9 protein-coding genes and 2 pseudogenes are annotated in these 13,580 nt (G+C 66.0%); 3 read left to right on the forward strand and 8 right to left on the reverse strand.

Translation table 11 applies throughout. The features are described from left to right. Window positions 1-5: 5 nt before the first annotated feature. Genes LXT21_RS36355 through LXT21_RS36365 form a run of 3 tightly spaced genes read right to left on the reverse strand, consistent with a single transcriptional unit; the run spans window position 6 to window position 5,730 of the window. On the reverse strand, window positions 6-3,584 hold the full coding sequence (locus tag LXT21_RS36355; protein WP_254042828.1) for a helicase HerA domain-containing protein: 3,579 nt from the start codon (window positions 3,582-3,584) through the stop codon (window positions 6-8). A gap of 21 nt (window positions 3,585-3,605) precedes the next feature. After that, a complete protein-coding gene (locus tag LXT21_RS36360) occupies window positions 3,606-4,637 on the reverse strand; it encodes a hypothetical protein (RefSeq protein WP_254042829.1) in 1,032 nt (343 codons plus the stop codon). Then, the gene (locus LXT21_RS36365) at window positions 4,624-5,730 is read right to left on the reverse strand and encodes a DUF559 domain-containing protein (RefSeq protein WP_254042830.1); all 1,107 of its coding nucleotides are present in this window, start codon (window positions 5,728-5,730) and stop codon (window positions 4,624-4,626) included. The genes LXT21_RS36360 and LXT21_RS36365 overlap by 14 nt, the downstream gene beginning before the upstream one ends. Before the next feature lie 378 nt (window positions 5,731-6,108). Between LXT21_RS36365 and LXT21_RS36370 the strand changes: the two are divergent. Continuing rightward, window positions 6,109-7,271: pseudogene (locus LXT21_RS36370) on the forward strand (IS3 family transposase). A 116-nt stretch (window positions 7,272-7,387) separates the two neighbouring features. Here the strand turns inward: LXT21_RS36370 and LXT21_RS36375 are convergent. Beyond that, on the reverse strand, window positions 7,388-8,434 hold the full coding sequence (locus tag LXT21_RS36375; protein WP_254042831.1) for a phytoene/squalene synthase family protein: 1,047 nt from the start codon (window positions 8,432-8,434) through the stop codon (window positions 7,388-7,390). A 46-nt stretch (window positions 8,435-8,480) separates the two neighbouring features. Between LXT21_RS36375 and LXT21_RS36380 the strand changes: the two genes are divergently transcribed. Continuing rightward, window positions 8,481-9,929 carry an FAD-dependent oxidoreductase gene (locus tag LXT21_RS36380; protein ID WP_254042832.1) on the forward strand — a complete coding sequence of 483 codons (1,449 nt, stop codon included), beginning with the start codon at window positions 8,481-8,483 and terminating at the stop codon, window positions 9,927-9,929. A 42-nt stretch (window positions 9,930-9,971) separates the two neighbouring features. Here LXT21_RS36380 and LXT21_RS45570 read toward each other — a convergent pair. Next, window positions 9,972-10,331 (reverse strand): annotated as a pseudogene (locus LXT21_RS45570) (hypothetical protein); the annotation flags it as partial. Window positions 10,332-10,477: 146 nt separating this feature from the next. Then, the gene (locus tag LXT21_RS36390) at window positions 10,478-10,747 is read right to left on the reverse strand and encodes a transposase (protein WP_407667084.1); all 270 of its coding nucleotides are present in this window, start codon (window positions 10,745-10,747) and stop codon (window positions 10,478-10,480) included. Between the two features lie 35 nt (window positions 10,748-10,782). Between LXT21_RS36390 and LXT21_RS36395 the strand changes: the two genes are divergently transcribed. Then, window positions 10,783-10,920, forward strand: a complete 138-nt coding sequence (locus LXT21_RS36395; RefSeq protein ID WP_254042840.1) for a hypothetical protein — start codon at window positions 10,783-10,785, stop codon at window positions 10,918-10,920. A gap of 152 nt (window positions 10,921-11,072) precedes the next feature. Here LXT21_RS36395 and LXT21_RS36400 read toward each other — a convergent pair whose 3' ends face one another. Next, the gene (locus LXT21_RS36400) at window positions 11,073-11,573 is read right to left on the reverse strand and encodes a hypothetical protein (RefSeq protein ID WP_254042833.1); all 501 of its coding nucleotides are present in this window, start codon (window positions 11,571-11,573) and stop codon (window positions 11,073-11,075) included. Between the two features lie 731 nt (window positions 11,574-12,304). Continuing rightward, entirely contained in the window at window positions 12,305-12,508 is a 204-nt protein-coding gene (locus LXT21_RS36405; RefSeq protein ID WP_254042834.1) for a cold-shock protein, read from the reverse strand. Window positions 12,509-13,580 lie beyond the last annotated feature (1,072 nt).

The raw sequence follows: 13,580 nt of genomic DNA on the forward strand, positions 1-13,580 counted from the left end.
GTGGTTCAGGACGTTCCAGTGTTCTTGGTGTCGCTCGCCTGGGCCTCGCGTGACTTGCGCGCGTACAGGAGGATTTCGTCCTCGGAGAGCTGGTTCGTGCTGATGGCCGAGCGGTCCGCCTTGAGCTGCTGCACTTTGCCCTCGCGCAGGACGTGGAACTGGCCCGCCTTCTGTCCGGGGAGCTTGGCGTCGGCGTCGACGCGCGCCTCGGTGAACATGGGCTGGAGCTTCCTGAGGGCGTTGTCCTCCTTCACCCGACCCACGCACCACATGCGCACGTTCTCCCGGCACTTGTAGTCGAAGTCACCCGGGCTCTGCGTGGCGAGCATGATGCCCAGGCCCGCGGAGCGCGCGCGCTTGAGGAGGCTCTCCATCGGCTCCTTGGTCGCGGGCTTGCTCGTCGCGGGCAGATACATGTCCGCTTCGTCGAAGAGAATCACAGCCTGGAGCTTCGGCGACGGGTGCTGGCTGGCCCAACGGTGGGTCTCCAGGAGGAGCTGCGACACCCAGAAGAGGATGCGCGAGTTGTCCCCGAGGAACTTGGTGCTGATGATGCTCAAGCGCGTGCGACCGGGCACCCCATGGACGCCGCGCCCGAGCAGTTCGTCCAGGTCGAGCCGTTCACCGCTCACGGCCAAGAGCGTGCGCAGATTGATGCGCAGCACGCTGAGGTCCTGGGCCAGCTTGGCGTGGGTCTTCGTGGGGATTCCGTCCGTGGCCTCCAGCAGCGCGGGGTCTTGCGACATGACGAACTGCTGGATGAGCTCGAGGGTGACCTCCTTGCCGAAGGACTGGCCCATCAACAATCGGAGCGCTTGCGCGAGCACGGCCTTCGCGGCCTTGTCGTTGCCGCTCGTCTTGTAGTCGAGCATTCCGGCGATGGCATCCGCGGCCTGCTGGACGCCCTGCTCGCGCTCCTCGGCGGGGAGCGTCTCCAGGCCCTGGGGGACGATGGGAATCGCCAGCGGTCTGCCATCCGAGCGCCCTGGCGTGAAGAGCGCGACGTCGACGCGCTCACGCAGGAGGCGGCGCCGCTCGCGCAGCGTGGCGTCCTCGATGGGCTCCTCCCAGGCCTCGGGGCGGGCGTAGGCGGCGAGGTCGCCCTTCCTGTCCACGAGGATGACGGGGATGCCTCGGAGCAGGAGCTGCTCCAGCGTGTTGAGCGCGAGCGTCGTCTTGCCGCTGCCCGAGCCACCGAGGAAGGCGCTGTGCTTCGTCAGCTCGGCGGTGTCGAGCATGACGTTCTGGGGGAGCAGTCCCTCGGAGACGCCCAGGCGCAGGGGGCCGGTGAGCACCACGTTCGGGACGGCGGGGATGCCCGCCGCGGGTGTCGGGCGGGGCTTGCGCACCAGGTTGACGGGGGCCTCGGGCCGCTGGACCGGCGTGGGGTCCGGGTCGGGCAGCAGCTTGCCCGCGGGCTTCATTGCTGGGAGGTCCGTGTCCTCATCAGCGGAGGCCGCCATCTTCGGACCCGCGGCGGGTGGGAGGCTCGCTTGCGGCGTGACGGTGGCGACCTTCCCGGAGGGACGCTTCGAGGTCTGGGCGGGAGGTGTCGGCGCGGGATGTGGGCTCGATGCGTTGCGCGGTGTCGGCGTCGCCGCGGTCGTCACCATGGCGTCCGAGAACAGGCCTGACTGCCGGGGAACGAAGTTGTTCTCGTTCTTGACGTGGACAGGCATGGGAGGCGGTGCGGGCGGAGGCGGCACCTCGGTGTCCTTGGAATCGCGCTTCTCGGGCTCACGCGCGACCGGGTCCTTCGCGGGGCCCTGGGGCGGCAGGGAAGGGCCGAGCGGCTCCAGGCCGAGGATGTCCCCCATGGACTTCAGCCGGGTGACGGGCCGCGCGGTGCGGCTCCACTCCGCGAGCGCCGCCTGACCGACGTGCAGGGCACGGAAGTCACGCAGGGCGACCAGTTCGCGCAGGTCACTGTCCCCCAGGACCACACGTCGCCCGCCCTGACGGATGAGCTTGCTCAAGGCTTCCGACACGCGGGTCCCGGTCGAGGAGGGGAACTCGGAGGTCCGGATGAGCACCGGCGTCTTTCCCCTTGCGGCACTGAGCGCCTCGGTCATCTGCTTACCCAGGCTGCCTCCTTGCGGCTTGTTCTCGCACAGCGCGAGGACGAGCTTCTTTCCGGAAGGGTGCACTGCCACATCCAGCAAGTCGTCTCCGTTGCGGGGCTTCACAGTGAAGCGAGGCGACCCTCCCATCTCCTCGCTCCCTATCTCGACGGCCCACGCGAGCAGGGCGGTGATGTCGGAATCGTCCTCGGGGAGCTTCTCCTTGTAGGTGGTGCGGAAGTCCGTCCACGCTCGGTCCATGTCGGCGCCGACGGGGGGCGGAGGTGGTTGCGCGGTCGTCCCGCGGCTCGGGAGCGGGAAGGTATCCGGGAGGCGCTGCAGCTCGATGGCCTTCTCGCGGTAGCGACGACACTGGTTCAGCACGTCGCGGGCGCGCTGACCCGCGAGCAACTCGAAACCTTCGGGAGGGATGGGATAAGTGGGCTCCTCGGGCTGGTACTTCACGCCACGCTGTTCGTAGAGGCAGCGCAGCCGCCGCGCGACCATGTCACGGGCGGTGGCTGCGGTGACGGTCCGCTCCAGCGTCACGGGGTCTGGGTCGTTTTCGATGCGGTCGACCATGGCCTGCGTGAGGAACACGCGCATCTTCTCCCAGTAGTCGGTCAGGCAGCAGATGACCACGATGGCGTTCGGGACCTTGCCGGCAATGGAGGCCAGGGTGTTCATCGCCCGGCGGAATGCGTTCTCCGACTCGGGGCGGTGCTCGAAGTCGTGGATGTCTTCGATCTGGTCGATGCACAGCACGAGCGCATACCCGAGCGCGTTCATGACGCGACCCAGTTGCTCAATCATGCGCGCGGGCGCGTCGTCGGAGGTTCGCGGCACGAGATCGCCGATGACCTTCCGGTCCTCGGGGGTAATCTCCTCGCAGCGCAGCCAGTTGAAGATTCGCCGGTTGATGCGGGGGTCTCTGCGCTGGAAGTAGATGAGTGCGCGCAGCAGGTCTACCTCGACGCCGCTGAAACGGGGGTCGGAGAGCAGGTCGTCCGCCACTGCTCGGACGGGGCCATGGAACTCATCGTCCTCCGGGACCTTCTCCTTGGGTTCGATGTTCGGTGCGAAGAGGCTGGTGCACTGGGCCATCAGCTTGTTCGACAGGTGCATCATCCCGCTGTCGTCACCCTTCGCCACGTCGTACGGATGATGGTCGATGGAGTCGATGAGGTTGGACAGGATGTAGCGGTCGTAGTGCGCCGCATCCACCGTCATGGGCATGTAGCCAGTGAAGCCGCGTTGCTGCTCGTGCGCCGCGTTGCGGAATGCGCGCACCAGATGCGTCTTACCGCTGCCGGACTCACCGCGGAGGAGGAGGATCTTCCCCGTGTCGGGACGAGGCGACGCCGTCGCGCGGTCCAACAAGCGCTTGAAGGCGCGCCGCGCGGTGGGGTTGAGGGTCTCCACGTCGAACGGGTCGGGCTGCCAGAGGTTCTGGCCCTGTTGGACGCTGCTGAAGACCTCTCCGCCGTCGGAGAGGAAGACCTCGAGTCGAGGGTCGCTGGGCATGCGCGCTCCTGGAAGGACGAATCAGATGACGACGAAATGGAATCGGGCGCCGTAGGAGTGCACCTCGGACTCGGCGACGTCCTTGGGATCCATGGCGGAGACGAGGTCCGCGCGCGTCAGCGACAGGTGCTGGGAGCGGTTGGCTTCCAGGAGCGCGGCGTCGAACGCCTCTCGGTTGCTCCATTCGGGCTGGAGGGCTCGCCACACGTGGGAGATGAACACCTTGTCGCGTCCATAGCGGCCCGTGGGAAGGGCCCGCGCCACCGAGAGCACGTGAGCGGCGAAGGACTCCACGAGGGCCGTGGGGGGGGGCGCGGGGGCTCGTGTCGGAGCGGGCGCGCTGGTTCGATTGGGCGCGGACCCGGCGTCGCGCGTGGGCGCGGGGGGCTGCTCGGGCAGAAACCACTGTCGCAGCAGCGTCAGGCGGAGGATCTCCGCGTCGGCGCGAGTCGCCCCAGCGGCGCGGGCCGCGAGCTGCTCCACGGCCTTGCGCGGGTTCTTCACCTCGGTGTCGAGCATCTTGCCGAGCAGGTGGGCCTGCACGGCGCTGAGGGAGAACGGGCGCTCGGTCTCCACGCCGAGCTGACGCCAGAGCAGCCGGTCCCGAATCTGCGAGAGGGACGGCTCTCCCTCTCCGACCTCGGGATGGTGCCGGGCGAGCACGGCCGCGCGGACGCCATCCGCGTCGTTCAGGCGGGTGAGCGTGGCCTTGGAGGGCGTGATGTCCAGGCTGTTGGCGAGGAGGTAGGTGGCCTTGAGCTTCTTCCAGGTGAGGCCCTTGGGGAGCTGCTCCAGGCGCAGGAACTGGAGGACACGGTTGAGCCCCGCGCTGGTGAGCGTCATGCCGGACTTCTTCTTCGCGGCCACGAGCTCATCGCGCAGGAGCTGCTCCAGCACGCCATCGAGGCGGGCCTTCAACTCGGGGCGGGAGAGGCGGTGCTCCACGAAGGGGCGCAGGGCGTTGTCGAGCTCCGTGCGGGTGCCGCTGCGTTGTGGGCGCGGCGCGAGCCAGGTGAGTGCGAGTCCCGCCAACCGGTTGTCAGGGCTGTCCATGCGTTGTCCTTTGCGCGGTGGCTTCTCGCCGCCGGGCCTCCATGAGCGATTCGAGGGTCTTCAAGATGTCTTCACAGCGAGGGTGCAGGTCCTCGTAGAGGAAGCGGGCGACCCAGTAGCCGATGCGCTGGAGCGCGAGGTCCTTGCGTCGGTCCCGGCGGAAGCGGTCCGGGTCGAGGAAGTGGTGTTGTCCGTCGATTTCGACGGCGAGCCGCAGCTCACGGCTCAGCAGGTCGACCTCCAGCGGGCGTTTACCCTCGCCGACGTCCACCTTGGCGTTGAGGGTGAAGACGTCCTTGGTGGCAGGATGGACCTGCAGGATGTCGTGGTAGAAGAAGTGCTCCATCTTGCTGCGTGCGCGGGCCTCGGACTTCTCGCGCTCGGCGACCATGGCCTCCGCGTTCTCACGGAAGCGCTCCAGCAACGGCGGCGCGACGTGGGGCTCGGGAGGCGGGGCCGGAGCCTTCTTCTTCGAGGACGCGCGTCGAGGGGCCACGGGCTCGTCGCCAGGCGTGTCCTGCACGGTGGCGCTGGAGCCAGGGTCCGGGAGTTCGAGCAATCCCTCCCGCATCATCGCGAGCGCGTGGGAGTCCTTGCGTCCGCGGGTGCCTTCGAGCGCATCCGGTGGCAGCACGCAGGCGACATGGAGCAGCGGGGCCGCGGAGCAGATGGCGGTCGCGGTGCGGAGGCTGCGCGGGTCTGCGGGGGAGAGCGCCAGGTGGAGGGCGGGGGCGCGGCCCTCGGGGATGATGAGCAACAGCGCGTGGAGGACGCGGAGCGGGTCGTGGGAGATGGCCTCACGGACCTCGTTGGGGAGCGTGCCCGGGGGGGCGGGCTCGGGGGCTTCGAGCAGCTGTCGGCACAGGACCCACGTCACGGGCTCGGCGTGGGGAGGCTCCAGTCGTTCGAACAGGACGCGGCGGTCGTGTTGCGTCTTGCCTTCGAAGTGCAGCTCGCGGGAGGAGATGGCTCGTTGAGAGAAGACGACGTAGCTCTCTGCGTCCCGGAACAGATTGCGCTCACGCGCGAGCTGGGTGGCCCAGGCGGAGACGGTGGAGCGCAGGTCCTCGCTCTGGGCGAAGGCTGCCTTCAATCCGCTGCGGTGGAGCCATTCCGTCCAGAGTTGGAGCCCTCGCTCCGGGTCACCCACCAGGGCGCTCAGAGTGGGAATCCCTTCCGCACGGCGCCGGGCATGCCGGTCCAGCGAGTCCAGGAGAGCGGTGTCTGCGGTTGTCACCAAGCCCATGCCCCCACGGGTCCCCGGAGATGGACCCGTCACACCGGGTAGAGCCTGCGCCCTTCAAGTCATTCCTTGCAAGTGGCGAGACCCGGTTCTTCCAATGTCTCACACCATCCGCCGGGTCTGTCACGACATCTGTGCGAGGAGTGACTCACCCCGTGGTGGTATGGACTGGAGTGAAGTTGCGTCGGGTTCGTTGAGTCCGTTCAACTGTGGGAGAAGGACCCAACGATGCCGAAACCGAAGCCCCCGTACCCGCCGGAGTTCCGAGCGCGAATCGTCGAGTTGGCGAAGGCGGGACGGACGACGAGCAGCCTGGCCGAGGAGTTCCACGTCACTGACACGACGGTGCGTAACTGGGTGCGCCAGAGCGAACTGGACGAGGGCACGCGACAGGACGGGCTGACGTCGGACGAGAAGCAGGAACTGGCCCGCTTGCGGCGCGAGGTGAAGGTGCTGCGCGAGGAGCGTGACATCCTCTCAAAAGCCGCGGCCTGGTTCGCACAGGAAGGCGTCGGGACGCCCAAGAAGCGTTCCGATTCGTGAGCGAGAACCAGGCCGAGCATGCGGTGTCAACGATGTGCCGAGCACTGGGCGTCACCGAGGCCGGCGACTACGCCTGGAGGGGAAGGCCCACATCAAAGCGGGCCGAGGAGGGTGCCCATCTTTCCGAGCGCATCCATGCCATCCACCAGATGTCGGACGGCACCTATGGTGCACCTCGCGTCCGGGCGGAGCTGGTCGACACTCACGGCCTCCAGGTGGGACGGCGACGCGTCGCCAGACTGATGAGCGAGGCGCGGTCGGCGGGAGTCAGTCGGAGGGGATACTGCGTGACGACGAAGCGAGATGACGCGGCACAACCTGTTGCGGACCTGGTGGAGCGCCGATTCGAGGCCCGAGGGCCAAACGAGCCATGGGTCGTCGACATCACCTACATCCCGACGTGGGCGGGCTTTCTCTACCTGGCTGTCGTCATCGACGTGTGGAGTCGCAAGGTGGTGGGCTGGGCCATGACGACTCACCTGCAGTCGGAGTTGGTCATCGCCGCACTGGACGTGGCCATCGCCCAGCGCCAGCCCCGAGACGTCATCCATCATTCGGACCAGGGATGCCAATACTCCTCGCTGAGCTTCGGGTAGAGGTGCAGGCAGGCCGGAGTCCGTCCCTCCATGGGGAGCGTCGGCGACGCGTATGACAACGCGCTGTGCGAATCCTTCTTCGCGAGCCTCGAGTGCGAGCTGCTCGACCGACGGACCTTCCGCACTCACGCAGAGGCCAGGATGGCTGTCTTCCAGTACATCGAGGGCTGGTACAACCTGCGCCGGAGGCACTTCGCCCTCGGCTACCAGTCTCCCGCCAACTATGAGAAGAGGTACCCAACTGCGGCTTGACCCACCAAGTCGCCGGGACTCAACGAGACCGGTGTGACTCCAAGCCGGTGTTGAGCTACGAAACCAGGGGCCATCCTTCTCCTGGGCCCGCACCAGCACCTCCCGGGCCTGTCGCGTCATCTCATCGCCTCCACCTCCGGAGGCGCGTGCGAGCACTCCGCGAAGAGTGCCCGCAGGGCCGAGTCCGAAGCCACTCGCGCGTGCAGGAGCCGCACGAGTTCGAACACCTCCTGGCGGCTGAGCTTCAGCGGGGGGGCGTCGAACACCGCGGGGTTGTTGTCGATGAGGCAGAGCGTCTTCACCGAGAGGAACAGGGGATACAAGCAGAACAGCCGGAGCTTCGGCTCCTCGGCGGGGAGTGCGAGAACATACTCAAGCGCCTCTTGCTGTCCCCGCCGAGCCACCACCATCAACTCCGAGTGCAGCGCCATGGCCTGTTCGCGGTGGCTGGGGAGCGTCAGCGTGGAGGTCGTCAGTCCATGGCGCGCCATTCTGTCCAGCGGAAGCCAGCAGCGTCCCTGCTCCATGTCCTCTCGCACGTCCTTGAGCATGTTGGTGAGCTGCAAGGCCTCACCGAATGCGATGGACTGACTCTGTAGTTGGCCGCGTCGTGTTGCGTTGATGGCGGGGGAATAGGCGATGAAGAGTTCCGTTAGCATCTCGCCCACCACACCCGCCGCGAAGTAGCAGTAGGCGAGCATCGTCTGCAGGTCGGGCAACCCCATCACCGGCTTGCCGCCGCCGTGCTGTCGCTGAACCTGCTTCATTCCAACCGTCATGACGCGCACGCAGCGGGCGATAGGAGTATGGGCCCACGAGGGGAGCGAGGCCAGGGTCCTCAGCACCCAGACGGTCCTGTCGACGAGCTCAACCTCCGCTTCGGGAGCGCCGGCCCGGAACTCGCCTCCCACCAGACGAGCGAAGGATTGAGCGCGGGACTCCCAGCCCGGTTCAAGTCGCACCAGGTCCGCGAGCGCGTCGAACAGCTCCTCTTGTCGGGCCAGGTGGATCTCATCCTCCAGCGTGTCCGCGACGCGTAGGAGCAGATAGGCCACCGTGGCTGCGAGGTCCAGGGGGGCGGGCAACAAGGGAATGTTCAGTGCGAACGTCCGGGAGACCCGGGGGAGCACCGCTCGGCAGAACGACTCTTCATGAGCAACCATGGTTCCTCCTCTGCATTGGGCCCGGCTCATGCGCAGTTGTTGCCTCATGGCCGGTCCGTGCGATTTCGACGTGGTGGTGGCGGGGGGCGGCCCCGCGGGATGCGCGGCGGCGGCAGCGCTTGCCCAGTTGGGGCAGTCCGTGCTCCTGGTGGATGCGGGCGTCGACCGACACAAACAACTGTCGGGGGAATTGCTGCATCCGACGGGCGTACGCGCGCTGCGTGAGCTGGGCTTCAGCGAGGTCGTCGACGCCTGGCTGTCGTGTCCGGTGCGAGGCTTCGCAATCTTCTATGCGTCGCCCGCACGTGTCGTCGTCCTGCCGTACAAGGACGGTGCCGCGGGCCTGTCGCTTGAGCACTCCGCTCTCACCGTACCGCTGCTGGACGCCGTGGTCCGAAGGCCTGGCGTCACGCTCCTGGCCGGGGCTCGGGTGACTTCGGTGGAGCACAACGACGAGCGCGGCGTCAGGCTGCGCTTCCTGCACGACGGCGGCGTCCACGAGGTGCGCGCCCGGTTGTTGGTGGCCTCGGATGGACGCGCGTCGCCCGTGCGGCGGATGCTGGGTATCTCCGAGAATTACACCCGAATCTCCACCATGTTGGGGCTCTGTGTGGACAGCGCCTGTCTGCCGCGTCCCGAGCATGGACACAAATTCGTCGGAGGTCCGCTGTACGCGTTGGCCTATGCTATTCAACCGGGGGTGGCGCGGGTGATGGTGGACCTCCCTCTGGGCACCACCCCCCAGACTCTGATGGAACGCCCCGAGCTGCTGGCCACGCTGCCTCCCGCGCTGGTCGCCGAGATTCGCCGGGCGATGGATGCGACTTCGACTCTGCGGATGGCCTCCAATGATGTCCGGCTCTCGGAGCGAGTGTGGAAAGGGAGCGCCGTGCTGGTGGGCGACGCCGCGTCCTGCTGCCATCCGCTCTCCGGCAGCGGCATGACGTCTTGCTTCCAGGATGCACGAGCGCTCCAGGATGCGCTGCGCCGCCACTCGGACGACATCCCGCGCGCGCTGGAGCAATACGCCCGTACGCGTCGTCCAGCTCAGCGCACTCGGGTCGCGCTCGCCTCGTCGCTCTACACCGCTTGTGCGGGACAGGACGAGGGCATGCAGGCGCTGCGGCTGGGTCTCATTCGCTACTGGGATTGCAGTCCGCGAAGTGCCCGGGCCGCCATGAGCTTGCTGTCCTCTGAGGACTCGCGAATGAGCGTGCTCGCACGTGAGTACCTGTTCATCGTTGGCCATTCGCTGATGGCGTTGCGACCAGGGCATCAGCGCGCCGTCCGACCGCGCGCCGCCGTGTCGTTGCTGCGCTCCGCCGGTCCGCCGCTGCGGGCCGCCCTGGGGAGCACGTTGGAGCAGGTGGAGAGTTGGTGCCATCGCCGCTTCCGTCATCTGCGACGACACGCCCGTCCGCTCGGGCAGGGCGCCGCCCAGGGCTGCCCGCGAATCCAACCGGTAGCTCCGGCCGCGCCAGTCCACGGCGCGTGACACCGGCGCCGACAGCGCCACGCCTGCGTCGCGTCGCTCAATCGCGGGGTGGATGCCGTTGGCGAGCGCGAGGAGTTGAACCCGGGCCGTGAGCAGTCGGGCGCGCGCTCTCTCGGGGGCGCCGTAGCGGGTGAGCTGCACCTGGCCAATCATCATCGAGGTGTTCGCCTTGGCCAGGAACCCGCCCGCCTCGCGCACCAGCTTGGAGGCGAGGGACACCGCGGCGATGACGGACGGCTCCTCCACGACCATGGGCACAGCGCCAGCTCGCGCCAGCGCTCCTCCATGGTGCGCCGGTGGAAGCCCGGCAGGCGAGAAGAGCGTATCGCCGATGGCGTCTGCTCCCACTCGTCGTTGACCTCCCCCATGCGCCCCCCTGTGGCTCCGCCCGTCAATCACCATGGGAACTGGTGACGACTCAGACGATTGAGCAGGGGAGTCCTCCTTTGGGGCCAGGTCGAGTCCAACAGCGGACAGCGCGGCGAGGGTTACATCCCGCGCGTCAGCTGCCCCTCCAAGCGGGATGATGGCCGTGCTCACAGCGGTAATCAGTCGCACGGAACCGAGTAGCCGCAATGAATGAACCAACCCTCGGCATCTCGTTGAGAAACAGCTTCGGTGGCCTTCTGGACGGCGACCTTCAGCCTGCGGACCGTGCGTGCCGCCAATTGGCGAAGCAGGGCTTTCACCTTGCTCCAGCACAGCTCAATGGGATTGAGGTCCGGGCTGTAGGGCGGCAGGTACAGCACGTCTGCCCCCGCTGCTCGGATGGCCTCCTTCACGCTCGTGGCGTGGTGTGCCCCCAGGTTGTCCATCACGACCAGGTCGCCGGGGCGTAGCGGACCTGTCCGGCATGTTCGGCTCCATGCTGGGTGGGCGCGCGGACGCCGAGCGCATGGCCCGCGGGCTGAGCGTGGCAATCCGCAAGGCTCTCCTCGAAGAAATGCAGCCCGGCGGCGCCATCTACAACTTCACGGCGCGAAGGAGGTGAGTGAAGTAGCCACCGTCTCTCTCAACACGCGAGCCGGGGCTCTGCTATCAACCCCAATGCCGTGCACTTTGGGGACGGCATTGTGGTTGGCACTCCCAAAGAGAACCGGACAACCAGCGCGAGCTTTACTGTCCGAGGGCCCCTCCCTTGAGTCAGGGCGCACAAATGGGAAAGGACGACATGAAGTCGGCCTTGCGGTACGCAATTTCAGCATCGGTAGTGTCGAGCTCGCCGGTACTCACGGAGCCACCCCCAACCAAAGTGCGAAGACGAGTTTGACCCAGATTGGTCCAGACACTGAGTTCATCGGCTGCGATGGCAAGTCCGGCACTGCATGTCGGAATGCAAGCGTTTGGGAATCCAGGAACACTAGGAAGGCTGTCAATGAACAGACGCATGAAGACGACATTTCCGGACGCGGCGTTAACCTTATGCTGCGCCACCGTGATGTCGAACGGATGATGTGTGGCGGATGCAGTCCTCAATGCACTGTTTGCCGCTTCCACAGCGTTGAATGAACTGAGGATTGCGGTGACGGCTTCGCCGACGATCGAACTCGCCCCGTAACACGCTGGCGCCTCCGCCTTCGCGACGGGAACAACGGCCAGAGTCACAGACAGAACTACGACGGGCGCGCAGAAAATGTGCTTCATGATGATTCTCCTATTCGTGCAGAACGATGGCTGTGAGTTGTTTTTGGCAATAAACAGTCATGGGACGCCAGTTGGAGAGCAGATTCGACGGAGTCGAATACCCTTGGCCGCAAATCAACCTCCATGGCAATCAATGTGTGCCTTGTCGAATTGTGTTCTCGGGATGGTGAGGGAATCTTTTCATTGGTCGCAATGTGTTGATATTGAACCTTGGTGCAATGCCGGGATACGTCGAACAGGGGGGGCTGCTCGGTTGGCGAATTTGTCGCCATCCACGTGCTCTTCATCATCGCGAACTTTTGTCGCCCCTGCACTGGACTGCGGAGACTCCGGCGCGCTGATAGACTGGCCGAGCGTTGGTCATTCTGTGTGGGCAGCAGGGGCTCGTGCCCTCGTCATTGAGCGATGATTGCGGGCGACATAGGCATGCGGATCATGCCCGCCCTGCGGGCCATACGACAGGAGGACACTCGCTGACTGGCGCGACACCTGCCTTGTTGAGTTCCAGCGACTTCGCAGGTGTCACGGCCGTGGCCGCCATGCTCGACCGGCCTCTGCACCATGCCCCCGTGGTCCAATTCGCCCCCCAAAGCTGGCGCACCATGGGGGGCGTGGAGTTGCGGTCCCCGGAGGGGGAGTGCTCCTGCCTCGAAACGCTCTCATTGGCTGGCTATTGCCGGGCCCCTGAGGCCATCAGTTGGCGGACATCGGCATCACGCATGCCCGACTGGTCACAGACGCTTGACGTTCGTTGCCTGCGGCGGGCCCTGCTGCCCCTCTTTGATGTCGAAAGAGACCTGCTGGCCCACTTCAAGGGGTTTGAATCCATTGCTTTCGAGGGCGGAGCAATGCACGAAAACGTCGCTCCCGTTCTCGGCGGTGATGAAGCCAAAACCCTTGTCCGGGTTGTAGAACTTCACGGTTCCGGTCTGCATGGTGTCGTCCCTTTGCGTTGCACCTGGGGTAATCCAGGTTGGTTGTCTTGAACACGCGAGCTGTTGAAGCGGAGCCACTCCGACCTGAAGTCGCATGAGTCCGCCCCTTCTGTCTGGGCATGAGCGACTCTCCCGCCCATCCGCCTTCCTCCTCCGCGCCGCTGTCCTTAGTCACCACCATCAGGCTGTCTCTCGCGGGCAGCCTCGTCATCGCCGCCTTGAGCGCGGGCGGCACCTAAGTCGCGGTAACAGTCGGAGTATGGGGAACAAATGCCTCATGCTCCGTGTAATGTCAATCAGCCTTGGCCTTCTGGACATGTGGCTGCGTTGGCGGCCATGTCACATTGGACACTGCTGACTCGCTCAAACTCCGGTCAGTTCTTGTCCGGAGCAGGCTACTGAACCCGAGGAGAGCGGAGGCGAATCGTGCGAGTCCGCGGTAGCAGCGGCCTGCTTGTTGTTGTGGGTGAGCAGACTGCGGCACTTCAAGAGTCAGGACAGGGAGCGCTCGACGATCCATCGGTGAGTCTCCTTCTGCGGCCCCCCTTTTCTACTCCAGCAAGTATGGCCTGAGTTCCTCTTTGATGCCTCGGAGGTAGCCCGTCCGAGCCGGCGCGAAATCGCCGACCCCTGCTGCGGGGGACATGTTGAGCTTCGAGCTGGGCGCGTTGCTGTCGCCGGTTGTCGAGGTTTGCTCAATCGGGCCCCGCTGTCAGTTTGTGCGGGGCTCATAGCGGGGCAATGGCTGTTCTGGCTTGAGCTGATTCAGTTTCGTCCACGGTGAATCGCAACCTGGTCTCTTTCGGGCGTGTGTTGGGGGGGTGGACGAAAGTACAATTCATGCCAATCTCCGTGACGCACATGATGCCTACGTCCCCCGGGCCAGGACTCCCCAGTGAGGGCGTCCCGACCGCTTGCTTGATTTGTGTGTTGGTGGGTCAGGTGAAACAGTCGCCGGAGGTCGTGCAGTGTGTCCCCGTCTTCCGTAGAGGATGATTCCATGAAAAAAGTAATGCGCTGGCTTCCCGCCGTATTCTTCGCCCTCTCGTTGGTGGTCGCCCCTTTCGCCGCC

Origin of the sequence: Myxococcus guangdongensis (assembly GCF_024198255.1) — a bacterium.
GTDB lineage: Bacteria > Myxococcota > Myxococcia > Myxococcales > Myxococcaceae > Myxococcus > Myxococcus guangdongensis.